25 protein-coding genes are annotated in these 24,552 nt (G+C 38.0%); 19 read left to right on the forward strand and 6 right to left on the reverse strand.

All coding sequences use genetic code 11. From position 1 onward, the window contains the following. The first annotated feature begins 70 nt into the window (after nt 1-70). From ODZ84_RS09990 to ODZ84_RS10005, 4 genes are read left to right on the forward strand one after another with little or no spacing between them, the layout of a single operon-like run. Nucleotides 71-1,276, forward strand: coding sequence for a pyridoxal phosphate-dependent aminotransferase (locus ODZ84_RS09990; RefSeq protein WP_266176872.1), 1,206 nt, complete (start codon nt 71-73; stop codon nt 1,274-1,276). 16 nt (nt 1,277-1,292) lie between these two features. Beyond that, entirely contained in the window at nt 1,293-1,775 is a 483-nt protein-coding gene (locus ODZ84_RS09995; protein ID WP_266176873.1) for a hypothetical protein, read from the forward strand. A gap of 4 nt (nt 1,776-1,779) precedes the next feature. After that, complete coding sequence (gene murB / locus ODZ84_RS10000) at nt 1,780-2,793, forward strand: UDP-N-acetylmuramate dehydrogenase (protein WP_266176874.1); 1,014 nt, start codon at nt 1,780-1,782, stop codon at nt 2,791-2,793. Between the two features lie 11 nt (nt 2,794-2,804). Beyond that, complete coding sequence (locus tag ODZ84_RS10005) at nt 2,805-3,362, forward strand: hypothetical protein (RefSeq protein WP_266176875.1); 558 nt, start codon at nt 2,805-2,807, stop codon at nt 3,360-3,362. Between the two features lie 178 nt (nt 3,363-3,540). Here ODZ84_RS10005 and ODZ84_RS10010 read toward each other — a convergent pair whose 3' ends face one another. Then, nucleotides 3,541-3,954, reverse strand: a complete 414-nt coding sequence (locus ODZ84_RS10010) for a VanZ family protein (protein WP_266176876.1) — start codon at nt 3,952-3,954, stop codon at nt 3,541-3,543. A gap of 55 nt (nt 3,955-4,009) precedes the next feature. Between ODZ84_RS10010 and lnt the strand changes: the two genes are divergently transcribed. The 6 genes from lnt (at nt 4,010) to ODZ84_RS10040 (ending at nt 8,264) form a co-directional block, all read left to right on the forward strand. Further along, a complete protein-coding gene (gene lnt, locus ODZ84_RS10015; protein WP_266176878.1) occupies nt 4,010-5,644 on the forward strand; it encodes an apolipoprotein N-acyltransferase in 1,635 nt (544 codons plus the stop codon). A 533-nt stretch (nt 5,645-6,177) separates the two neighbouring features. Continuing rightward, entirely contained in the window at nt 6,178-6,420 is a 243-nt protein-coding gene (gene rpmB / locus ODZ84_RS10020) for a 50S ribosomal protein L28 (RefSeq protein WP_002976757.1), read from the forward strand. A gap of 6 nt (nt 6,421-6,426) precedes the next feature. Next, complete coding sequence (rpmG, locus tag ODZ84_RS10025) at nt 6,427-6,609, forward strand: 50S ribosomal protein L33 (protein WP_027373683.1); 183 nt, start codon at nt 6,427-6,429, stop codon at nt 6,607-6,609. Nucleotides 6,610-6,629: 20 nt separating this feature from the next. Then, on the forward strand, nt 6,630-6,782 hold the full coding sequence (locus ODZ84_RS10030) for a DUF4295 domain-containing protein (RefSeq protein WP_065399141.1): 153 nt from the start codon (nt 6,630-6,632) through the stop codon (nt 6,780-6,782). Nucleotides 6,783-6,974: 192 nt separating this feature from the next. Further along, nucleotides 6,975-7,928 carry a signal recognition particle-docking protein FtsY gene (gene ftsY / locus ODZ84_RS10035; protein WP_266176902.1) on the forward strand — a complete coding sequence of 318 codons (954 nt, stop codon included), beginning with the start codon at nt 6,975-6,977 and terminating at the stop codon, nt 7,926-7,928. A 72-nt stretch (nt 7,929-8,000) separates the two neighbouring features. Continuing rightward, a complete protein-coding gene (locus ODZ84_RS10040; protein ID WP_266176904.1) occupies nt 8,001-8,264 on the forward strand; it encodes a GlsB/YeaQ/YmgE family stress response membrane protein in 264 nt (87 codons plus the stop codon). A 79-nt stretch (nt 8,265-8,343) separates the two neighbouring features. Here the strand turns inward: ODZ84_RS10040 and sppA are convergent, their stop codons facing one another. After that, nucleotides 8,344-10,062 carry a signal peptide peptidase SppA gene (gene sppA, locus ODZ84_RS10045; protein WP_408612410.1) on the reverse strand — a complete coding sequence of 573 codons (1,719 nt, stop codon included), beginning with the start codon at nt 10,060-10,062 and terminating at the stop codon, nt 8,344-8,346. Here sppA and folK point away from each other — a divergent pair. The 5 genes from folK (at nt 9,947) to fmt (ending at nt 16,174) form a co-directional block, all read left to right on the forward strand. Next, complete coding sequence (gene folK, locus ODZ84_RS10050) at nt 9,947-10,537, forward strand: 2-amino-4-hydroxy-6-hydroxymethyldihydropteridine diphosphokinase (protein WP_323136919.1); 591 nt, start codon at nt 9,947-9,949, stop codon at nt 10,535-10,537. The genes sppA and folK overlap by 116 nt on opposite strands. 12 nt (nt 10,538-10,549) lie before the next feature. After that, the gene (locus ODZ84_RS10055) at nt 10,550-11,662 is read left to right on the forward strand and encodes an OmpA family protein (protein WP_266176908.1); all 1,113 of its coding nucleotides are present in this window, start codon (nt 10,550-10,552) and stop codon (nt 11,660-11,662) included. Between the two features lie 34 nt (nt 11,663-11,696). Continuing rightward, a complete protein-coding gene (locus ODZ84_RS10060) occupies nt 11,697-13,157 on the forward strand; it encodes an OmpA family protein (protein ID WP_266176909.1) in 1,461 nt (486 codons plus the stop codon). Nucleotides 13,158-13,234: 77 nt separating this feature from the next. After that, nucleotides 13,235-15,136, forward strand: a complete 1,902-nt coding sequence (locus tag ODZ84_RS10065; RefSeq protein ID WP_266176910.1) for a RecQ family ATP-dependent DNA helicase — start codon at nt 13,235-13,237, stop codon at nt 15,134-15,136. Nucleotides 15,137-15,226: 90 nt separating this feature from the next. After that, nucleotides 15,227-16,174: a methionyl-tRNA formyltransferase gene (gene fmt / locus ODZ84_RS10070; protein ID WP_266176911.1), complete on the forward strand. Its 948-nt coding sequence runs from the start codon at nt 15,227-15,229 to the stop codon at nt 16,172-16,174. 38 nt (nt 16,175-16,212) lie between these two features. Here the strand turns inward: fmt and ribB are convergent, their stop codons facing one another. Then, nucleotides 16,213-17,334 carry a 3,4-dihydroxy-2-butanone-4-phosphate synthase gene (gene ribB, locus ODZ84_RS10075; RefSeq protein WP_266176913.1) on the reverse strand — a complete coding sequence of 374 codons (1,122 nt, stop codon included), beginning with the start codon at nt 17,332-17,334 and terminating at the stop codon, nt 16,213-16,215. Between the two features lie 49 nt (nt 17,335-17,383). Beyond that, nucleotides 17,384-18,394 (reverse strand): LLM class flavin-dependent oxidoreductase, encoded by a 1,011-nt coding sequence (locus tag ODZ84_RS10080; RefSeq protein ID WP_266176915.1) that lies wholly within the window; start codon nt 18,392-18,394, stop codon nt 17,384-17,386. 405 nt (nt 18,395-18,799) lie between these two features. Between ODZ84_RS10080 and ODZ84_RS10085 the strand changes: the two genes are divergently transcribed. Together ODZ84_RS10085 and ODZ84_RS10090 are read left to right on the forward strand one after the other, a co-directional pair. Next, on the forward strand, nt 18,800-18,961 hold the full coding sequence (locus tag ODZ84_RS10085; RefSeq protein ID WP_266176917.1) for a bacteriocin-like protein: 162 nt from the start codon (nt 18,800-18,802) through the stop codon (nt 18,959-18,961). Between the two features lie 215 nt (nt 18,962-19,176). Then, nucleotides 19,177-20,157, forward strand: a complete 981-nt coding sequence (locus tag ODZ84_RS10090) for a peroxiredoxin family protein (protein ID WP_266176918.1) — start codon at nt 19,177-19,179, stop codon at nt 20,155-20,157. Nucleotides 20,158-20,159: 2 nt separating this feature from the next. Here ODZ84_RS10090 and ODZ84_RS10095 read toward each other — a convergent pair whose 3' ends face one another. Next, nucleotides 20,160-22,286 carry a helix-turn-helix domain-containing protein gene (locus ODZ84_RS10095; protein ID WP_266176919.1) on the reverse strand — a complete coding sequence of 709 codons (2,127 nt, stop codon included), beginning with the start codon at nt 22,284-22,286 and terminating at the stop codon, nt 20,160-20,162. 87 nt (nt 22,287-22,373) lie between these two features. Here ODZ84_RS10095 and ODZ84_RS10100 point away from each other — a divergent pair, with 87 nt between their 5' ends. Then, nucleotides 22,374-22,802 carry a hypothetical protein gene (locus ODZ84_RS10100; protein WP_266176921.1) on the forward strand — a complete coding sequence of 143 codons (429 nt, stop codon included), beginning with the start codon at nt 22,374-22,376 and terminating at the stop codon, nt 22,800-22,802. 119 nt (nt 22,803-22,921) lie between these two features. Here ODZ84_RS10100 and ODZ84_RS10105 read toward each other — a convergent pair whose 3' ends face one another. Then, nucleotides 22,922-23,461 (reverse strand): gamma carbonic anhydrase family protein, encoded by a 540-nt coding sequence (locus tag ODZ84_RS10105; RefSeq protein WP_266176923.1) that lies wholly within the window; start codon nt 23,459-23,461, stop codon nt 22,922-22,924. 209 nt (nt 23,462-23,670) lie between these two features. On the opposite strand from ODZ84_RS10105, the gene ODZ84_RS10110 reads away from it, so the two are divergent. Then, nucleotides 23,671-24,549, forward strand: a complete 879-nt coding sequence (locus tag ODZ84_RS10110; protein WP_266176924.1) for a NifU family protein — start codon at nt 23,671-23,673, stop codon at nt 24,547-24,549. The last annotated feature ends 3 nt before the right edge of the window (nt 24,550-24,552 follow it).

Consider the following 24,552-nt stretch of genomic DNA (forward strand, 5'->3'; position numbering starts at 1 on the left):
TAAAAGAAGCCTGGTAGTATTTTAATATTGGGAAATTAAATCTTATTTTTGCCATACAAATTTTTGAACAATGCCAAATATTTCAAACAGAGCACAGCATATGCCAGCATCGCCGGTAAGAAAACTGGTTCCTTTTGCCTTAAAAGCAAAACAGAAGGGAATCAAAGTCTATCACCTGAACATCGGGCAACCGGATATTGAAACCCCGGAAACCGCTTTAAATGCTTTAAAAAACATCGATTTAAAAGTACTGGAGTATGCTCTTTCTGAAGGAAATATCGAATACAGACAGGCACTGACCGACTATTACCACAGTCTGGATTTCACAGACCTAACTCCGGACAATTTTATCGTAACCAATGGGGGATCAGAAGCTTTAAACTTTGCCATTTCTACATTATGCGATGATGGTGATGAAGTGATCATCCCGGAACCATATTATGCCAATTATAATGGTTTTACCAATGCATTCAACGTGAATGTCGTGGCGGTTCCTTCAACAATTGATACAGGATTTGCCCTTCCTCCGATTGAGGAATTCGAGAAAAAAATTACCGCCAGGACCCGTGCGATTGTTATTTGTAATCCCGGAAATCCTACCGGATATCTTTACACCCGTGAAGAACTGCAGAAATTGGCAGAAATTGCTTTAAAATACGATATTGTTATCATTTCTGACGAGGTATACAGAGAGTATGTTTATGACGGGAAACAGCAGATTTCAATGCTTGCCTTTCCGGAACTGAGTGAAAACTGCATCATTATCGATTCAGAATCAAAGCGCTACTCCATGTGCGGGGTAAGAATCGGATGTTTAATCACCCGTTCAAAAAAAATACATGACGCTGCCATGCTTTTTGCACAGGCAAGATTAAGTCCTGTTTTACTGGGACAGATTGCGGCTACGGCGGCTCACCAGAATGATGGCGCCTACATCAGAGCCGTAAGAGAAGAATATACCCACCGAAGAAATGTCCTGGTTGATCTGCTTAATGCCATCCCCGGCGTTATTTGCCCGAAACCGAAAGGAGCATTCTACTGCGTTGCCGAACTTCCCGTGGATGATACGGAAAAGTTTGCCCAATGGCTGCTTGAAAAGTACGCTTTCAATAACGAAACGATCATGGTAGCTCCTGCAGGAGGCTTCTACAGCAACCCTGAATTAGGAAAGAAACAGGTAAGGATTGCTTATGTTTTAAAAGAAGAAGACCTGAAAAGAAGTGCTGCTATTTTAAAAGATGCTCTTGAAAAGTATACATTGGAATTCAGCCTTTAATTTAAAACCATACAACATGTCAGCAATAAAAAATCATGGTCTGAAAATATTCTTTCCAATACTTTTATTGCTGATATTTTTTTCCTGTGATGATAAGAAATCCCGGAATATTATTTCAAAAAATCCAAACGACATTGTTTCTATAAATTATTCCGACATTGGAGGTGAGCTCGGAAACTATAAAATTGTTAAAATCACAAAAGATTCTATTCAATTACAGACAGGCATCACCAACAGTAAAATCCATAAGGAATGGAAATCATCCATCAATTCTCAAACCTGGAACCGGCTTACTTCAACTATTGATGTAAAAACTTTAGACAAAATAAAAAGTTCTCCAAGCAAACAATCTGTCGACGGATTTGATGAGACTTTCCAGATCAGGACGGCAAAAAACTATCATGTGTATGTAAATGCCTATGCTGATACCATTTATTATCAACAGCTTCAAAAATTAAAAGACCAGATTCAAAGTGTTCTTCCATCCGAATATAAGTAAAATTATGCAAGAAAATTTTTCTCTAAAACCGTATAACACATTCGGCGTTGATGCAAAAGCCAGGTATTTTGCTGAGGTTACCACGATTGATGAATTAAGGGATGTCCTGAATTTTTCGAAAATGCAGACCCTGCCTCTTTTATTTTTAGGGGGCGGAAGTAATATATTGCTGACAAAAGATTTTGAAGGATTGGCGATTCAGCTTAATTTAAAAGGAATTTCTGAAGAATTCTTAAATGAAAACGAAGTCCTGGTCACGGCAAAAGCCGGAGAAAACTGGCACGAGTTTGTGATGCACTGTTTAAATAAAAATTTTGGAGGATTGGAAAATCTCTCTCTGATTCCCGGAAATGTAGGCACTTCACCCATGCAGAATATCGGCGCCTACGGAACCGAAATCAAAGATATTTTCGTAAGCTGTACGGTTCTCAATCTGGAGAATCTTGAATTGGAAATTTTCAATCTCGAGCAGTGTAGATTCGGATACAGGGACTCTTTTTTTAAGCAGGAAGGAAAGGGAAAATATGTCATTCTTGGAGTTTCATTCAGATTAACGACCGGAAATCACAACATTAAAACTGAATACGGCGCGATAAAAACCGAACTCGAAAATATGGGTATTGAAAATCCTACGATTCAGGATGTTTCAAAGGCAGTTATTGCGATCCGGAAAAGCAAACTCCCCGATCCAAAGGAAACCGGAAACGCAGGAAGTTTTTTTAAAAACCCGAGTATTCCTTTATCTCAGTTTCAGGAATTGCAGCAAAAGTTTGATAACATCCAGGGCTATCGGAATGAAAATTTGGTAAAAGTTCCTGCCGGATGGCTCATCGAACAATGCGGCTGGAAAGGAAAACAGATCGTCAATGTAGGTTCCCACAAACTGCAGTCGCTGGTGATCGTGAATGCGACCGGCGAGGCCAGCGGAAAAGAAATTTTTGATTTTTCAACAGCCATTATCAGGTCTGTAGAGGAGAAATTCGGAATCCTACTCGAAAGAGAAGTTAATATCCTTTAAAAACAGTTAATATGGCAAAAAATACCGCTGAAAAAGAATTCAGAAAACGTGTTCAGAAACATATTTCTGAAATTAATCTTGTGAAGATCAGTCTTGAAGACGAGTCGTCGATTTACGGATTCATCACAAAAGCTTCCGATGAGTTTATCATGATCGAAGAAACGAATGATTTTTCTCTTGCAGGCATAAAAATCGTTCCTGCTTCAAGAATTACAGGCATTCGTCATGGTATTTCAGACAAAGTTTCAAAAGCTATCTATTCAGAAGAAGGTCTTATTACATTTAATCATAAAATCATTGACAATACTTCTTTAAAAAACAACGAATCTCTTTTCAGATCTCTTAAAAAACAGAATTTTCACTGTATTGTCGAAAGCAGAAAAAAAGACAAAGAGACGTTCTCAATTGGCGAAATCCTGGAGGTTCAGGAGAAATCGGTTCTGATTAAAAATTATGATCCAGTGGGCAAATTCAGCAAAAAGCCGCATAAGATTGCCTTTAAAAACATTGAATTGATTAATTTTAATGATAAATATTCTACGACTTTCAGAAAGTATTTGATAGGATAAAGATCCGCTCCTGCGGTGTGAATGCGAATTCAGAAAATGACAGTCAGAAGACTCATCAATTCAGAGTGCAAAATTCGGAATTGATCAGAAAGCACCGGAACTGCTATCGGGCCATGTGATAAATGATTAAAGGAAATTTTACTCACCGAATATTAAATTTTAAAATAAGCTATAGAGCTCAACGATTAATTTTTTTCTCCAGAAACTGACAGATCAGCCATCCTATCCACACGCCAAAAGTATTCAATAGGATATCATCTACTTCAAAGATCCCCATTCTTGTAAAATACTGTAACCCTTCGACGATCACAATGGCCGAAACAAAAGTGAAAATCAGCTTTTTCAGATCTGAAAGCTGAGGAAAAACCCAGTCTAAAAACCCAAAAGGAATAAACATCACAATATTTCCCAGAACTATAATAACAATCGCTCTCCAGGAAACAGTCTCCTTAATAAATCTGACGGTTGTCAACACAGGCGCTAAAGTAAGAAGGTTGTCTTCATACTGAAATCTGCCCATTCCCAAAAACATGAGATACAGCAAATAAAAAGTATAGGGAACGATGATAATTTTATAAAATTTCTTTATCATTAATTGCAAATTTATTCATTTCAAAAACATTAAATTTGTGTATTAAATAAATTTAATGAAATACGTTTTACTTACCCTGATTTCAGCGATGCTCCTGTGTATATCGTGGCCCACGTACGGGGTTCCGTTTTTTATATTTTTCGCCCTTGTTCCGTTAATGATGATGGAGCACGGCATATCAAAATTTTCAGATTACAACAGAAAAAGCTGGGTGGTTTTCGGACTTTCCTACCTTTGTTTTGTTATTTGGAATGCAGTTACCACAGGATGGCTGTACGGCTCAAAGAATCCGGATGGCAGCCATTCTATGATGGCAGTGCTGTTTCCGGTTTTAATTAATTCTCTTCTGTATTCACTGGTTTTTCAATGTTATCATTGGTATAAAAATGCACAGGGAACGTACTGGGGATTGGCTTTTCTGATTGCCATCTGGATGAGTTTTGAAAAGTTTCACCTGAACTGGGAACTGACCTGGCCGTGGCTGAATCTCGGCAATGTATTTTCAGAATATCCGAAAATGGTTCAGTGGTATGATACTCTGGGGGCTACCGGAGGAAGCTTTTGGATCCTGCTGACCAATGTGCTGGTATTTTATACCGTAAGAACCTGGGAAGCCGGAAGAAAGAGAAAAGATCTGATCAGGAATACTTCGTTCATTGTAGGATTAATTGCAGTTCCTATGGTTATTTCCATAGTTAAATATAATAATTTTGATGAAAAACCAACCGGACAGGTCAATGTTTTAATGCTTCAGCCTGATCTTGATCCTTATTCCGAGAAATACGCGAAAGACAGCCTGACGATCCTCGGTGATCTTTTAAAACTGGCAGAGGACAATTCGAAAGGAAAAATAGATTATTATATCGCTCCGGAAACAGCGATTCCCGGGAGAGGATCTATTTCTGAAAATGCATTCGAAAAAAGCTTTCTCTTAAATAACATCAAAGATTTTTTATCAAAGCATCCCGGTTCCGTATTGGCGACAGGAATTTCTTCCCACCGCTTCTATACCCGTCAGGAGAATCTTCCAAAAGAAGCCTATCAGCTTAACCCGGGCCTTTGGGTAGAAAACTATAATTCAGCAGTACAGATTGTTCCGGATAAGAAAGTAGAAGTTTACCATAAGGGAAAATTGGTGCCTGGGGTTGAAATATTCCCTTATATGGGTGTCCTCAAACCGCTTTTAGGCGATGCCATGATTAACCTGGGCGGCACTGTTGCCTCACTGGGAACAGATGACGAAAGAGTCGCCTTTTCCAATCCGTACAATAAGGGAAAAATAGCGCCGATCATTTGTTACGAAAGTATTTATGGGGAATTCGTGGGTGATTACGTAAAAAAAGGGGCTAACTTTTTGGGAATTATGACCAATGACTCATGGTGGGGGGTTACCGAAGGACACAAGCAGCTTTTATCATATGCTAAACTCAGAGCCATCGAGACAAGAAGAGAGATCGTGCGTGCTGCCAACAGTGGAATTTCTGCTCACATCGATGCCAAAGGAGAAACAACAGCTGATACTTTCTATGGAGATCAGACCACTTTATTTTCAAAAGTAAATCTGTATGAGCAACAGACTTTTTATACAAGGGCCGGAGATCTTCTGTCAAGATTCTCCATTTTTGCACTGGGCTTTTTAGTGTTTTATTATCTGATTAAGAGATTCCAGAACAGGAAGAAGAAAGCCTGATTCTCTGTCTGAGAATATGAATGAATATCGAGAGCAGAGCAGATCTGAACCTCGTCTGTTAATAAAAAGGCAGCTTACATAATAAAGCTGCCATTGAATAAAACTAGTGAAAGAAGAGCCGGCTGGACGTCCGGCTTTTCCCGTGTAAACAAATGAATTTCAACCATTGAATAATTGAAATGAATAGCTTTGGTCAGTCATCACCATCATTAAATCACTTATAGAACATACCCGTATCTAAATAATAATTCGTTTAAACATTACAGGCCGTTTCCGTGACAATCAAATGAGCCATATTAGCATGATATTACAAGTAAAAACAAGGATATATTTAAATTTTTATGGTAAACAGTTATCGGGATATGAAATATATCATTACAAGGCGATACACTGCTTAGGTATTGTTTTTATTTAAAAATTCACTTGTAATGATCAGCCACTTATTTGTAAATAATTACTAAAAGATTTGCCTATCTAAAAAATTCTTTGTTATTTTGCAACCTCAAATATTATACAAATAAGAACATCGAGATATGTCAAGAATTTGCCAAATAACAGGAAAGCGTGCAATGGTTGGTAACAACGTTTCTCACGCTAATAACAAAACGAAGCGTCGTTTTGAAATTAACTTATTGGAGAAGAAGTTTTACCTTCCGGAGCAAGATAAGCACGTAACACTGAAAGTATCAGCTCATGGATTGAGAGTGATTAACAAGATTGGAATCGAGGAAGCTATTGAAAGAGCTACTAGAAACGGATTGATTAAAAAGAATTAATAAATCATGGCAAAAAAAGGAAACAGAGTTCAAGTAATTCTTGAATGCACAGAGCACAAAGAAAGTGGTATGCCAGGAATGTCAAGATACATTTCTACAAAAAATAAAAAGAACACTACAGAGAGATTAGAGCTTAAAAAGTATAATCCTGTTCTTAAAAGATCTACCCTTCACAAAGAAATCAAGTAATTTATAAAATATAATTTACCATGGCAAAGAAAGTAGTAGCAACCCTACAAAGCGGACAGTCAAAAAAAATGACTAAAGTCGTGAAAATGGTGAAGTCTTCTAAATCAGGAGCTTACGTTTTCGAAGAAAAAGTAATGAATGCAGACGAAGTGGATGGATTTTTGAAAAAATAATCCCTACTTTATTTACAATATAAAAAAACTACTCATCTTTTGGGTAGTTTTTTTGTTATCTTTGTTTTAATCTAGCTGGAAGTCAGATGCCGGAAGCCGGTTAGCCATTCTTGTTTCGACAGAAATGGTATATCATCAGCTTCTCATCTTCCTGCTTCTATCCTTAAACATTAAAATTCCGTAATTCATAAGATGAGTTGGTTTAAAAAGATTTTTAAAAAAGAAGAAAAAGAAACCTTAGATAAAGGATTGGAAAAATCCAGTCAGGGTTTTTTTGAAAAAATGACAAAAGCCGTAGTCGGTAAAAGCAAAGTAGATGATGAAGTTCTGGATAATCTGGAAGAAATACTGATTGCTTCCGATGTAGGCGCCTCCACCACCATCAAAATCATCGAAAGAATTGAAGAACGGGTTGCCAGAGATAAATATGTAAGTGTAAATGAACTGGACCATATTCTGCGTGAAGAGATTTCAGGACTTTTGCTTGAGAATCCTCATGCAGGAACCGGAAATATAGATACCTCCAAAAAGCCATATGTGATTATGGTCGTAGGAGTAAACGGAGTAGGAAAAACAACGACTATCGGAAAATTGGCTCACCAATTCAAATCTGAAGGAAAAAAGGTAGTATTAGGCGCCGGAGATACATTCAGGGCAGCTGCCGTCGACCAGTTGGTGATCTGGAGTGAAAGGGTCGGTGTTCCCATTATAAGACAGGATATGGGGTCTGATCCGGCTTCAGTTGCGTTCGATACAGTACAGAGCGCTGTAGCCCAGAATGCGGATGTGGTCATCATTGACACTGCGGGCAGACTTCATAATAAGATTAACCTGATGAATGAGCTCTCAAAAATTAAACGAGTAATGCAAAAGGTTATTCCTGATGCGCCTCACGAAATTTTATTGGTTCTTGATGGCTCAACGGGACAGAATGCTTTCGAACAGGCAAAACAATTTACGGCAGCTACCGAAGTAAATGCTTTAGCTGTGACAAAACTGGACGGAACCGCAAAAGGAGGAGTCGTCATTGGTATCTCCGATCAGTTTCAGATTCCGGTAAAATACATTGGAGTGGGTGAAAAGATGCAGGATCTCCAATTGTTCAATGGCACGGAATTTGTCGATTCGTTCTTCAAGAAAAGATGATTTAATCATGTTTTCCCAATATAGTAATATCAAACTTCATTAAATATTCACCATTTAAAAAATTTACAAACTATGGGATTCTTAACATGGATTATTTTCGGACTTATCGCCGGAGCAATCGCTAAACTTATTATGCCGGGCACTCAGGGAGGAGGCTGGCTTATTACCATTATCTTAGGAATTATCGGGGCCTTTGTAGGAGGAGCCATCGGAGTGTATGTACTTCACTGGGGAGACGTAACTTCTTTCTGGAATCCAAGAAGCTGGATTCTGGCCATCGGAGGAGCATTGATTGTCCTTTGGATTTACGGAATGGCAACAAGAAGAAATACATAATCAATTTTCTGATTATAAAAAATGAAGCGGCGGATTTGAAATTCAAATCCGCCGCTTTCTGTACAATAATATAATTTAGTTAGTTTATTCTGATTTCATAAGGCATCTGCATTTTTACCTCAGACTTTAATTTTTCATCGGTAATCTGCTGGAAAATTTCATAATTAGCCTTTCCTATTTTATTCTTAATCACTCTTGCAGAGATATCATCTTCGTTCAGATTCTGGAAAACCTGTTCAAATGCAGTCATCTTTTTAGGATAGGTGCTTACGTCGTATGATTTTACACCGGCCTTTTGTGCTGCAAATTTTACAGCATCACTAAGACTTCCCAGCTCATCTACAAGTCCGATCTGTTTGGCACGGGTCCCGCTCCATACTCTTCCGCCACCAATGCTGTCAATCTGTTCGAAAGTCTGCTTCCTGTTTTGAGTAACAAAATGAACGAATCTTTTATAAGTACCTTCCACACTTCTGGTCATCATGGTTACTCCATGAGGAGTCAGACCATTTAAGCTTGAAAAATAAGCAGAATTGGCATTGGTTCCAACAATATCCGAGCGTACCCCGTTTTTGTTGGCCACCTCCTTAAAATAAGGCAGTACACCAAAAACGCCGATCGATCCGGTAAGTGTATTGGGCTCAGAGTAGATTTTATCAGCAGCCATCGCAATATAATATCCTCCGGATGCTGCATAGTCACCGAAAGAAACAATCAGAGGCTTCTTCTTTTTTAACTGCTGAAGTTCAAATAAAATTTCATCTGATGCATTTGCACTTCCTCCCGGAGAATTGATTCTCAGAACAACAGCCTTTACCTTATCATTCTTCTGCAGATCTTTAATATATTTAATATATTTCTCAGAATTAATATCATTGTAGTCGTCGCCACTGTTAATGGACCCTGAAGCATATAACACCGCTACCTGATCACCCGAGCCGCTTTCCTCTTCATAGGAAGCAATATATTTCCCCAAAGAAATTTTGTTCAGCTTATCTTTTTCTTTTAACTGCAGCTTAGATTTAATGATCTGGTCATATTCTGAATGCTGGATGAGTTTATCCGTGAGTTTATGTTTTAAGGTAAGCTCCGGAATCATTCCGTACAGGCTGTCAACAGAGCTTCTGAACGCAGCAGTGTCTATTTTTCTGGATACGGCCATCTTATCGGCTGTATTTTTCCACAGATCGTTTAAAAGAACACTTAACTGCTCTTTGTTTTCAGGGGAAATATCATTTCTCAGAAAAGGTTCCACAGCAGATTTAAATTTCCCATGACGGATCACTTCTATGCCAATCCCGTATTTATCTGCGAAATCCTTGAAAAAGGTGACCTCCGTAGCCAATCCTTTTAATTCGATCATTCCTGACGGATTTAAATAATACTGGTCAGCAACAGATCCCAAATAATAAGAACTCTGGGATACGTTATTACCATATGCATAGATGAACTTACCGCTTTTTTTGAAATCCTGAAGTGCATTTCTCAGATCATCAATCTGCGTAATTCCAGCATTCAGATTATCTGCTTCAATACTGATCCCTTTTATATTATCATCCGTTTTTGCCTTACGGATCGCTTCCAGTGCCTCATAGATCAGGATACTTTTATTCTGACTGCTCATAGTAAATAGTCCACCCTGCTCTTCTGTAGGACTATCAATAATCTGTGTATTTAAATTAATGGTGAGTACAGAATTCTTTTTTACAATTACCGATTTTTCACCACTCATAGAACTAAATACAAGTAACATAATAAAAAAGAAGAAAAATACCACACATAGTAAGATAATTGCCACTATATTTGCTAAGACATTTTTAAAAAAGCTTTTCATAAATCAATCATTTTCCTATATGTCGCAGCAAATAGCCGTTTTGTTACTGGGAAGTAATCTGGGTGATCCCCAAAAAAATATAGAAACCGCGCTTAAAAGGATCGAACGTGGTGAAAATGAGATATTAAAATTAAGTGAATTTTTAATATCACAACCTGTGGAATTTGTTAGTTCCAATATTTTTTGTAATATTGCAACAGTAATATCCACAGACTTTTCACCTATTCAACTGCTTGATTTTGTAAAAGGTATTGAAATTGAGATGGGAAGACTTAATGATTCGAAAATATCAGGAGGCTATACAGATAGAATAATTGATATTGATATCGTTAAATATAATGAATTAAAGTTCTCATCAGAAAGGTTAAATATCCCTCATAAAAAACATCTTTTTGAAAGGGAGTTTTCCAGGATTTTATTAACAAATTTATTTGAATAAAACATAAAATATATGAAATTAGGTTTATTATTATTGGCCGCCTTACCTATTGCTACTTATGCTCAGGACAGTATCGCTGTAAGTTCTACCAACGAATATCCGAATACTTTTTCCTCAGGTTCTGCCAATGTGCAACCATTCACCAACAAAGCTAAAAGATTTAATGATTGGTCTATCTCGATCGGAGGAGGAGCTGCATTTATGACTCATGCAGATCTCACGTCATTCTATGACAAAGAGATCAATTGGGGGTATAATTCATATGTCAGCGTTGACAAACAAATTACTCATACTTTTGGAGTAAGCCTGATGTATCAGCGAGGGGAAACCAATCAGAAAGCCATGCTCGACGGGCAGGCAGGAATCGCTGCAGGTGTAGCTGAAGCCAATACAAAGTACAATCAGGTGGCCCTATTGGGAGACATTAACCTGTCAAATCTTTTGAGAAGAACAGATAACCACTCTCCGTACCGGTGGGCTTTCCACGGATATGCCGGTATTGGTGTTCAGGGGTACAAAACTTCTCTGCATGATAACAATGAATTCAGATGGAGCGACAATCCGAAAAGAGTTCCTCTTTTTATCGAGCAGGATCTTGACATCAATTCTATTTTCTATCAATTCGGAATGGGTCTGAAGTATAATGTATCCAATCTGATTGATATCGAAGCCAGAACGATGTATATGATCAGCGGGGATGATGAATTTGATGGTGGCGGATGGTCTGGTCCTGCGGACTACGACCCTTCTTCACAAGTTTCCAAATATAACATGATCAGTAAAAAGAGAAGTGATAATGCATGGACTGTGAACCTGGGGGTTTCTTTCAAATTAGGAAAACATCAATCTCACCTGGCATGGCATGATCCTTTGCAGGAAGCTTATTACAGGGTAAATGTTCTGGAGAATGCATCCACAGACCTTGTTGTGTGTGAAAAAGGAGATCTTGACAATGACGGCGTTTGCGACGATTGGGACAGAGAACTTAATACTCCTGCCGGGGCAAGAGTAGACGGATCAGGAACAGCTTTAGATATGGATCTGGACGGTGTTATCGATTTATACGATAAATGTGTAACCGTTCCTGGACCGGTAGAAAACAACGGCTGCCCTACCAACAGATAAAAAATCATTTAATTAACTAAATAAAAAATACACTATGAAATTAAGTTTAGCAATTGTAGCATTAGCTTTATCCGTACCAGCGGTAAGTTATGCGCAAGACTCAACTGCAGTAGTTTCCAATGGAGAGTATCCTAATACGTTCTCTTCAGGCTCTGCGAATGTTTCCCCATTTACAAACAAATCCAAAAGATTTAATGACTGGGCGATCTCCATTGGTGCCGGGGTACCATTAATTCAATCTGCAGACTTAACATCTATAAAAAATGGTAACGGTAAAAACCTTTTTGGCTATTCTGCATATGTGAGTATTGATAAAGCTATTACCCACGCTTTCGGTATTAATTTACAATATGACAGAGGTGAAACGAGACAGGGATGGTTCAATACTAAAGATTCTGCTCCTGCCAATGCTTCTGCATATCAGCAGGTAGCTGCCAGAACGCAGTATGATGCAATATCCATTTTAGGAGATATCAACTTTTCAAACCTGTTAAGAAGAGTAGACAATCACTCTCCTTACCGATGGGCATTACACGGATACGGAGGTATTGGTACGATTGCCTACAGAGCTTACCAGAAAGATGAGACAGGACAGAGAATGGTAACTGAGATCAAGCCTTTCCAGCTGGGATCTATGTTCCTTCAGGGTGGTGCCGGTCTTAAATTCAAAGTTAACAGAAGATTAGATATCGAAGGAAGACTTATGTATGTAGTGACCGGTGACGATGAATTCGATGGAGGCGGTTCTAAATACAGTGCCATTAACCAGCGTGAAGAGCAGGTTTCTGATAATTTCTTCAATGCTACTTTAGGGATTTCATTAAAACTCGGAAAGCACGAATCTCATGTAATGTGGCATGATCCACTTCAGGAAATTTATTACAAGCTGGATGTTTTAGCTAATAAGAGTCAGGATATCGAAGTTTGTAAGAAAGGTGATCTTGATAATGACGGTGTGTGTGATGACTGGGACAGACAGCTTGATACTCCTGCAGGAGCCAGAGTTGACGGTGCCGGAGTTGCTCTTGATACTGATCTTGACGGTGTTATCGATCTTTATGATAAATGTGTAACCGTACCTGGACCTGTTGAAAACCAGGGATGTCCTACAACAGCTCCGGCTACGGCAGGACCTGTAACAGATGACACGAGAGTTCTTGAAGGAATTGAATTTGATTTAAATTCTGACAGAATCTTGCCTTCTAACACTCCTATCCTTAATAATGCTGTAAATTACATCAATACTTCAAACGGTAGTTATAATGTAATCGGAGCTACGGATACAAGAGCTTCTGACGCTTATAACCAAAAGCTGTCTGAAAGAAGAGCTAATAATGTTAAAAATTATCTGATCAAAAACGGAATAGAGTCCGGAAAACTGAATGCTATCGGTAGAGGTGAAAAAGACCTTAAATATCCGGAATGTGATCCTGCTACGAAATGTCCTGAATGGAAAAACAGAGCCAACAGAAGAGTATACTTCGAAGCTAAATAATAAACTTATTATTCATTATATGAAAGTCACGCCTTGCGTGACTTTTTTATTATAACACTTTTTATTATTTTTACCCTATGATTTCTCAGCAGGACTTTCAAGAGCTTAAATATAAGGCCCTAAAATACTTTTGGGGTTACGATCATTTCAGAGATTCCCAGGAAGCCATTATTGATTGTGTTATTCAGGATAAAGATACGCTCGTTCTTTTGCCTACAGGCGCAGGAAAATCCCTTTGTTATCAGCTTCCGGCATTACTGAAAGAAGGAACATGTCTTATCATCTCGCCTCTTCTGGCATTAATGAAAGATCAGGTAAACCAGCTAAAGTCCAAAGGAATAGAAGCAGAATATCTATCTTCAGAATTAGATGAATATGATGCTGAGACTATCTATGGCCGCTGTAAAGAAGGCTTAACAAAAATGCTTTATATATCTCCTGAAAGACTTACCAACAAACAGTTTCTCCTGAATATCGAAGAAATTCAGCTCTCTTTTATTGCGGTAGATGAAGCGCACTGTATTTCAGAGTGGGGCCAGGATTTCCGCCCCAGTTATCAGAACATAAAAGATTTCAGGACAAACAATCCCCATATTCCGTGTCTTGCCCTTACAGCAACTGCCACTCCAAAAGTTCTGGAAGAAATAAAAACAAAACTGGAGCTTAAAAATGTAACGGTTTTTCAAAAGAGTTTCAAAAGAGAAAATATCAAAATTTTTACAGAAGAGGTATCTGATAAATTTCAACGTATTTTTAACATTCTGAAATATACTGATGAAAGCGGAATCGTATATGTGCGAACCAGAAAAGAAGCCGAGCTTCTGACCGAATATCTGCATAAAAATCAATTAAAACATGTTGATTTTTTCCATGCCGGCCTTACTGCTAAAGAAAAAAATATAAGACAACATACCTGGAACACCAGTAATAACAATGTACTTATCTCTACGAATGCCTTCGGAATGGGTATTGATAAAGATAATGTCCGTTTTGTGATCCACTACTCTCCTTCTGCATCGATCGAAAATTATTACCAGGAAATCGGAAGATCAGGAAGAGACGGTAAAAAAAGTTTTGCTTTTCTTTTATGGAATCAGCATGAACTTCAGAACTTCGACCAGATCTTAAAAAATCAGATTCCCAATAAAGCGGAATTTTTAAAAATTATCACCTATCTCTATTCTAAATTTCAGGTTGCCGAGTTTGAATTACCTGAACAGGTTTTTCAGCTCAATTTTAACGGCATACAGAACTTCACAAAATTATCAACGGCAAAAATTAAAAATGTATTAAATTTTCTGCATAACCAGGAGATTATTTATTTTAACGATCATAAAAGCCTATCCTCTCTTCAGCTTCTGATGCAGGCCGATGAGATCGATCAGCTGCCTCAGAAAGATGCTTATTTTATTGAACTGATGCTTCGTTCTATCTCCGGAATTACAACACATAAAGTCATGTTCAGCGAGCAGCAGGTCAGCAACAAAATCGGAATAAGCACCCATTTGATAAAGGAGAGGCTAAAAGAGTTACAGCAAAAAAATTATCTTGAATATGTAGATGGGGCCTTATCCAGCATCAAGTTTTTAAAACCCAGGGACGAAAGGGTGATTAACAGCTCTTACTGGAAGCTGTTTGAACATATTCAGAAGAATAAAATTCAGAAGTGGGAAGAAATGAAATTCTTCATTGAAGACAGCAAGTATTGTAAAATGAAATTAATCCTTGCTTATTTTGGAGAGAAAGATTCTAAGAACTGCGGTCAATGTACGGTTTGTGAAAAAAATAAACAGTCTATTTTCGGGAAAAACATTTCTGCACAGTTACTTAATGCTTTAGCGAAAAGACCTGCCACGATTGAAGAGTTATCTATACAGATGAGCTTTCATTCAAAAGAAAGTATTTTAGAAAATCTAATATTCCTCCTCGATTCCGGGAAGGTAAAAATGCTGAATTTCAGAACCTATTCCCTGGCGTAAGTATAAAGTCAGCGGTAAGCCTGGATAATATCCGGATTTTTTTAGTTTCCAAATCTTTCAATCCTTTAATAAAGACCTTATCTTTGCATTATGAAATCATTGAAAGTCGTATTCTTAGGTACTCCGGAGTTTGCAAAAACTTCTTTAGCAGCCATCCATCAATCCCATCATGAAGTGGTAGGCGTTGTAACTGTTGCTGATAAGGCAAGCGGACGCGGACAGAAAATCAACCAGTCCCCTGTAAAAGTATTTGCCACAGAAAATAAGATCCCCGTTTTTCAGCCTGAAAAGTTGAGAGATCCTGAATTTCTGGAAGCCCTGAGAAAATTAGAAGCCGATGTTTTTGTGGTCGTTGCTTTCAGAATGATGCCTAAAGTTCTGTTTGAAATGCCTGAAATGGGAACCTTTAATCTTCATGCTTCTCTTTTACCCGATTACAGGGGAGCGGCACCCATCAATTATGCGGTGATCAACGGGGAGGAAAAGACAGGAGCTACTACTTTCTTTATCAATGAAAAGATAGATGAGGGCAATATCTTGTTGCAGGAAGAATTATCTGTTTTACCTGATGAGACTGCGGGAAGTCTCCACGACAGATTAATGGAAATGGGCTCAAAACTGGTGGTAAAAACCCTGGATGGACTGGCAGAAAATACAATAACAGAAAAACCTCAGCCCGTGGTTGAACATCCTAAGAATGCTTTTAAAATTTTCAAAGAGGATACCAGAATCGACTGGACAAAAAATTCAAAAGCCATACATCAGTTTATCCTGGGCATGTCGCCTTATCCTGCCGCTTTTACTTCTTTAAAAATAGGAGATGAGGAAAAAGGGCTGAAAATATTCAGTGGAAAATTTGAGATCCTAAATCACAACCAATCGGCCGGCAGTTTGGATATTTCAAAAAATGAATTTAAAATCTATACTCAGGACGGGATCTATTTCCCTCTCGAATTACAGCTTGAAGGAAAGAAAAGAATGAACATCAAAGATTTTCTGAACGGTTTCAGAAATTTTGACGAAATAAAAATGGCTTGATTACCAAGCCATTTTTTATATTTTAATAAAATCAATTGTTATAACTGCACCATCTCTGTCACCTCAACATCATATCCTCCAACCTGAGGCTTGATATCCGGATTCTGAGTGATCACCTTAAACTTGTTAATTCCCAGATTCTTTAAAATCTGAGTTCCGATTCCGTAATCTCTATAATTAAAAGCGGCTGTCGGGTGTTTCTGCTGACCATCCTGATAATTGATAAACTGCTGTAGTTTTCTCAGTGTATTTTCAGAACTCGAAACATTGTTGATAAAAATAACAGCTCCTTTTCCAGCTTCATTTACCATGTTGGTTACTTTCTCCAGTAGTGGTTTTTCACCGTTATTTAATCTGGTTAACACATCAAAATAAGAATCGGAGGACTGAACTCTCACCAAAACCGGTTCGTCAACCGTCCATGTCCCTTTCGTTAAGGCAAAATGAATCTGATCATTAGACGTTTCTCTGAAAGCAAAGAAATCAAACTCCCCGTAGGCGGTTTTTACTTTTCTCTCTTCAATTCTCTCAATAAGATTTCCTTTTTTAAGCTGGTAATGAATCAGATCTTCAATCGATACGATTTTCATATCATGTTTTTGGGCAAAAACCTGTAAATCAGGTAAACGGGACATTGAACCATCCTCATTCATGATTTCGCAGATCACTCCTCCTTCTTTTAAACCTGCCAGGCATGTAAGATCGATCGCTGCTTCCGTATGGCCGGCTCTTTTTAAAACACCACCTTTTCTGGCACGCAGCGGGAAAATATGCCCCGGTCTCATGAAATCCGTAGGTTTCGAATTTTCGTCCATTAAAGCTAAGATGGTTTTTGCTCTGTCTCCTGCAGAAATCCCTGTAGACGTTCCGTTGCCTAAAAGATCAACTGAAACGGTAAAAGCGGTTTCTTTAGGGTCACTGCTCCTGCTTACCATCACATCCAGTCCCAACTCATCACATCTCTTTTCAGGAAGCGGCATACAGATAAGCCCTCTCCCGTGAAGTGCCATAAAATTGATGATTTCAGGGGTTGTCAGTTCTGCGGCACAAAGAAAATCTCCTTCGTTTTCTCTGTCTTCATCATCTACTACTATGATTATTTTACCATTTTTAAGGTCTTCGATAGCCTCTGGAATAGTATTTAATTTAATATCAGACATTTTTACTTAAATTTTCCCAAAGATACTCATAAAAAAAGGCATCTTCCAATTAATATGATGCTTTGAATATTGAGTTTTTAGCATTTCTGAAAATATGATAAGACTCGAGCCGCTTCTGATGGTCATAGATATGAGAATTGATCATCAATTCATCTACATTAAACTTCTGCTGAAAACTTTTAAGCTGCTCTTCGATCTCTGACTGATTCCCGATAAAAGTATATCTTAACTTCTGCAGAACCATCGATTTTTCCATCGGGGACCAGATATCATCCATATCATCAACCGGTGGAGCAAAAGGTTTTCTGTCGTTCCGTACAATATTAATGAATGCCTGGAATAAAGTCGTTGACATTTTATGAGCTTCCCCGGAAGTTTCCGCAGCAATTCCGTTAACACAGGCCAGAATATAAGGCTGAGCCAACTGCCTGGAGGGTTCAAAATGTTCCCTGTAGATATTAAACGCCATCTCCATCTGTTCAGGGGCAAAATGTCCCGCAAAAGCATACGGAAGTCCCAGTTCTGCCGCCAACCATGCACTGTCTGTACTGGAACCCAAGATATACAGCGGAATATCAAGACCTTCCCCCGGGATGGCGCGAACCATAGCGTTTGAATTTTCTTTGGAGAAATATTTCTGTAATTCTAAGATTTGTCTTGGAAACTGTTCGTTGATGATCGCCGGATTTCGTCCCAGAGCCTGAGCGGTCAGTCCATCTGTTCCGGGAGCTCTTCCCAGGCCAAGATCTATTCTGCCGGGAAAAAGAGATTCCAGCGTCCCGAATTGCTCAGCTATTACTAACGAGCTGTGATTCGGAAGCATAATCCCTCCGGAACCGACTCTTATTTTTTTTGTTCCGTTGGCAATAAAGCCAATAAGCACCGAAGTGGCTGAACTTGCAATACTTTCCATATTATGGTGTTCGGCGAGCCAGAATCTTTTATAATCTAAATTTTCAGCATAGTTGGCCAGGGATAAGCTGTCCTGAAACGTATCGTTAATAGACTTGTCCTGTTTTACAGGCGCGAGATCCAGTACCGATATTTCAAAATTTTTCATATCGAGATATTTATTTTTAAAGGAGAAAAGAAATCTCCTTCGTCGATTTATATTGTAGGTTATAAAAACCTTAAGCAAAGATAAGACTAATAAATTGCATTAGTTACTTTTTGTAATTGATGGAATTAATTGAAGTAATTGAGGAAAAACTATGAAAATAGAGAATTCTGCCGAGTCTCTTAGCTGATACATTAACCTTCCAGCCTTCAGTAATTGATTGTTTTATCATGTACATATTTTACACTGATATTTACAAAAAATATACACCCCATTTTTTACTTCCGGAAAATATAATTTTTTAGTTTTAGCCATATTAATATATACGCAAAGCAATAACTTCAAACTAATAAACCATGTCAAAGATTATATGACACCATCAACTGATTAACTTATAAAAAAATAAAGATGAAAAATTTCAGAAAACTTTCAAGACAGGATTTAAAAAAATTATCCGGCGGTAAAATTCCTGCCCAAGCCATTGATGGAGAATCATGTGTAGCCCATATCAATTGTTCCAGCGGTAAAGGGATATGGATCTCTGAAACGAGTGTTTCCTGCTGCCCGTAGTTGATCCATCTAGTAGTGTAGTACTACAGATCATTACTACTTTTTATTTTGTCAACCTGATCATGAGGAATAAATTGCTCAGCCTATTTAAACTATTGTTTTTACTGTCGATTTCATGCAATACTGTTTTCTGCCAGAACAGAAATATTAAGATTTCGTGTGTTGACAGTAAAAACGCATATAATAAGAAACTTTTCCTTATTCCTAAATTTGACATGAAATATTATACTAATCACCTCAAACAGGATACAGCTGCCTTAACCGGTCGTCAGTTTGAATTCAATATCCGCAACGAAAAAGATGATTTCCCAAGACCTTACCGTCTCAGTTTAGAGGTACAGGAAGATAAAACGTATCTGCTGACAGAATCGTTTTATTTTGAAAATAAACCTAAAAACATAATCTTTGATTCTGAAAATGGAAAAATAATTGACCCCAGTGAAAGTACAGCATTGAGGGAAGAAACCTTTTCTTACGAAAAATATATGGATACGATTATTACTCAGAAGAAAAAATTAGACTGTATAAGATTTGCTTCCTATAAAAATAATAGTTTCCGCTTCATTAAAGACAGTCTGCATATTAAATACGACAGTCTGAAATTAAATGAGCAGCGGTTATTATTAAACTATTCCCGATTACATCCTAATTCAGCAGTATTATTCTGGAAAATTGTTGAGCTCACCGAAACAAACGGATATGATAAAAAATATGAAGAGATCTTCAATCATTTATCTAAAAAAATAAAAGCCTCCGCGCCGGCAAAAGTTTTACAGAAACAATTTGCAATTCTAAAACAACTCAATATAGGAAATCGCTTCACATTTAAAATCAAAAACAGAAACATTACCGTTTCCAAAAGGTTTACATTAATAGATTTCTGGTTCTCTCATTGCAAACCCTGTCTTGAACAGATACCTAAATATAAGCATATTTACGAAAAATACAGAAGCAAAGGCTTCGGAATTATTGCCATCTCTACTGATAAAACTACGGACACTGATGACTGGAAAAAAGTGATACATGACAATAACCTGACATGGCCGCAATTCTTAGATGAAAACGGAACTGAATCTAAAAAACACAACATCACAGCTTTTCCTACCACCTTCCTCTTAGATTCACACGGCATCATTCTCAGAAAAAATATTTCACCTGAAGAATTGGAAAAGTTCTGCGAGCAAAATCTGAATTAGTATTATTTCCTTTTCTCTTTCTGATAATTATAATGATTAATTAAAATCCTGATTTCATTAAATTCAAAATCAGCCGGCAACGCATTTTTCCACTCGGTCAGGGTTTCATGCTGACTTTGGTAAAACAGGTCTTCAAAAGTTTTGATTTTATCCGAGGTAATGACTCTGGAGATATCCAGCAATCCCTGTTCTGCGAATTTCGCCAGATGCCCGATCACAGTTTCCTTTACCAGGCCTCTTTCCATTGAAATTTCGCCAATTGTTTTTCCCTGTTCAAACAGTTGAAAGGTCAGAACCTGTGAAGGAACTTTTGCAATCTTCATGCTGATCTCCTGATCATTCTTTTCATCCAAAAGCTTAGTTTCCAGTAAATGAATTTCTTTCAGACTGTTCAGGTACTCTTCAATATCTTCCAGCCAGACCCGGAAATCTTCGTTATATTGTTTTAAACCTTTTGCTCCTTTTATTTCTGCATAGAATTCTTTCAGAGGGCCGAAGACCTTATTCCTGATTTCGGTAAAGAAGAAGTTCACCGCTCCTTTAGTTTTATTTTCAATTTCAGACCACTCTTCTTTCTGATCAATAAACAAATTCACCTTCTGAGAAATGACCCTTTCTAATTTAACGAAAATTTTACCCAGGTTTACAATCTCATGCTTCAGCTGAACATAAAGCTGTTTCGTTTTTACATGATCAATACTCTTGGTAACAATAGAAAGATTATTCCAGTCTTCCACTTCTTTTAAAAGCCATTGGGAATCTACGGTACGCAGTACTTTCTTGATGCTGTAATCATATTTTTCCTGATTCAGGATTGCCTCTACATTATCATTGGCATGGGTATCCCCCTGAAACTTTAAAATCCGGTTATCTTTAAAAATAACTTCAGGAGTAATTTTAGATTTCAGAACAATCCCTTCCAGGGTCCGGCAACGCGATAATGCTACATACACCTGACCTGCCGTAAAGCTTTTCCCGGCATCGATGATCACTTTATCAAAGGTGAGTCCCTGACTTTTATGAATCGTAACCGCCCAGGCCAGCTTTATAGGAAACTGTTCAAAACTTCCCAGTACTTCTTCTTTGATATTTTTATCGGTATCCAGAAAATACTTTTTCTGCTCCCAGACTTCTCTTTTCACAGTGATTTCTGTCTCGCTGCCATCAAGAATAATCTTGATCTCATTTTCATCCAAAGCAGAAATTTCGCCCAGCTTTCCGTTAAAATACCGTTTTTCCCCGGAAATATCATTTCTGATGAACATCACCTGAGCTCCAATTTTCAAATCTAAAAACTGCTCATTCGGAAACTGGTTTTCTTTAAACTCACCGGAAAGTTTGGCCTCATATGTTCTTGAATCGGTTTTAATTTCGTCAAGTTTTTCCTGATTGATATCATCCGCCATTTTGTTATGCGAACACAGGTAAACATAAGGCTCATCACCGGAATTAAAAGTCGGATCATATCTTTCATTCAGATGATCAAAATCTATATTGGCTACATCACCGTCCCGGATGGCATTCAGGATAGCCAGAAACTCTTCATCGGACTGCCGGTATACTTTGGTAAGCTCAATGGTAATTAGAGGAATTTCTTTGATGGCATGACTGTCAAAAAAGAACGGAGACTGATAACACATTTTTAAAATGTGCTCATCTCTCACCACCGGTGGCAACTGATACAGATCTCCGATAAATAACATCTGTACCCCTCCAAAACGCTGGTTATTTCTCCTGATGAACCTCAGCGAAAAATCCATCATATCCAATACGTCTGCCCGTAACATGGAAACCTCATCGATGATCAGAACCTCCACCTCACGGAGAAGTTTCAGTTTATCTTTACGGTATTTGAAGTGGGGCATCAGATCGGCAATATTATTGGCCAGACTGGTATCAATCCTGTCGGTAGTAGGTAAAAAAGTTCTCAGCGGCAGACCAAACATTGAATGTATGGTAACCCCGCCTGCATTGATGGCAGCAATTCCCGTAGGCGCTACAACAATGTATTTTTTCCGGGTCTTCTTCACAAATTCATTAAGAAAAGTAGTCTTTCCCGTCCCTGCTTTTCCTGTAAGAAAAACACTTCTGTTGGTATGTTCTATTAAGTCAAAAAAATGATTGTTCATCGTTGTCAAAATTACGGAAAATGAATTTCAAATCCATACCTTGGCATAACTTTTGGAAATTATCCGGTATAATCTGAGAAAAAAAATATGAAATTTCCTATTCTGGCCCTTTGTACAGTGCTTTTCGCGACATCGTGTTCATCGACAAAAAATAACACCGGCAATTTGCCTAAAGATATTTCCGAGAGGCCTGCCGATGAGAACAGCAAGATGTATGAGGCTGCCCAGCTGGATAAAATAAAGGCATCGTTAGAAACGGAAATTGCTAAAGAGAAGTGCAGTGATGCCAGCCAATGGACGTTTGCTCCTATGGGATCAAAAGCCTGTGGAGGACCGCAGCTTTATATTGCCTATCCCAAAAAATCAGAAACGGTGATCCTGCAGAAAATTAATGACTATACAGAAAAGGTAAAAGCATTTAACGAAAAATATAAAGTGATGTCTGACTGTATGATGATCATGCCGCCATCGTCAATAAAATGTGTTGACGGAAAAGCTGAACTTGTCAATTCTTAATGAGTATCACAAGATATTGCTCAAAGGATTTTCACCAAGGATTTTTTTAGCATAAAATGCTCTGTCAAATGATGACAGAGCATTTTAAGTATGATTACTGGAACAAGACCACAGGTATGCTATAACCCTTCAACAGGCTTTACATTTTCCTGATACCAGGAAGAATATTTTACATAATTATCCGCAATTCTGTTAACTTCTCCTTCCAGAAGTTGAGAGCTGATATCTTTTATTTTTTTTGCAGGAACACCTCCCCAAACTTCCCCGGATTTAATGTGAGTTCCCTGGGTGACTACGGATCCCGCCCCAATAATTGAGTTTTCTTCTACCAGACAGTCGTCCATAACGATAGCTCCCATTCCGATCAGGACATTGTCTTTAATGGTACAGCCGTGGACAATGGCATTGTGGCCGATTGACACATTATTTCCGATATTTAAAGGATGCTTCTGGTACGTGCAGTGAAGCATTGCATTATCCTGAACATTAACCTTATTACCCATTTTGATATAATGAACGTCACCCCTTATCACGGCATTGTACCATATACTGCATTCTCTTCCCATGGTAACATCTCCGATTATGGTAGCCGTTTCTGCCAGAAAAGTATTTTCTCCGATCTGCGGTGATTTGCCTAAAAGTTCTTTTATAAGTGCCATATTTCTAATTTGAAAATTTAAATCGAGTCGTTGGAATCAGGAGTAGTTAGCCCTAATGTTTGATATTCCGATTTTCACTGACCATCAGAACAGGTCCGGTCATCATTACCTCTCTAATTTTAAATGATGGTAATAGCGAAAATCTAACTTCTAACCGCCGGCTTCTAATTTCTAATTCCGTATTTTTGTATCTCAAATTTAACTAAAAAATGCGTACGATACTTATAGAACCAACTGAAAACCCAAAAGTGATGAAATTTGTAGCAGACTACAATCTGATTCCGGGATCTTTAGAGTTGGACAGAGATTCAGATATTTCAGAAATTCCACTGGCCCAGGAATTATTTAACTATCCTTTTGTGGAAAGAATCTTCATTACAGCCAATTTTGTCGCTATTGCCAAACAGGACACGGTAGAATGGGAACACGTTTCCGAAAGTCTTAAAAATATCATTGAAGATGAATTACTGGCTAATCCCAGAATTTATCTCCAGAAGAAAAAGGAAATGTATCAGGTATATGCTGAAATGACTCCGAATCCGAATGTGATGAAATTTGTTTCCAGTAAAATGCTGATGGACGGATTTGTAGAAGTAAAATCGAGAGACGAAGCAGAGGGTGTACCGATGGCTCAAGTGATTTTTAAAGAATTTGATTTTGCGAAGGAAGTTTTTATTTCTGATAATTTTGTGGCAGTGACAAGAGATAATTCTGTGGAATGGCATGAAGTAATGATGGCTGTCCGTGCTTTAATTGCAGAACATCTTCAGAACGGCGGTGAAATTTCAAACATTGAGGCCCAGAAGCATGAGAACCCGGTAGAAAATATCATCAACAGAGATTATACGGATGATGAACAGAAAATTTCTGACATCCTGAATGAATATGTGGCTCCTGCTGTTGAAAACGACGGGGGAAAAATATCACTGATGGAATATGACCAGGACAGTAAAACGGCAAGAATGCTTTTACAGGGTGCCTGCTCAGGATGTCCGAGTTCTACGGCTACCCTGAAGAATGGCATTGAAAGTATCCTAAAACAATTCGTACCTGATTTAGTAGAAAAAGTGGAAGCAGTAAACGGCTAAAAA

Source organism: Chryseobacterium fluminis (genome assembly GCF_026314945.1).
GTDB classification, from domain to species: Bacteria; Bacteroidota; Bacteroidia; order Flavobacteriales; family Weeksellaceae; genus Chryseobacterium; species Chryseobacterium fluminis.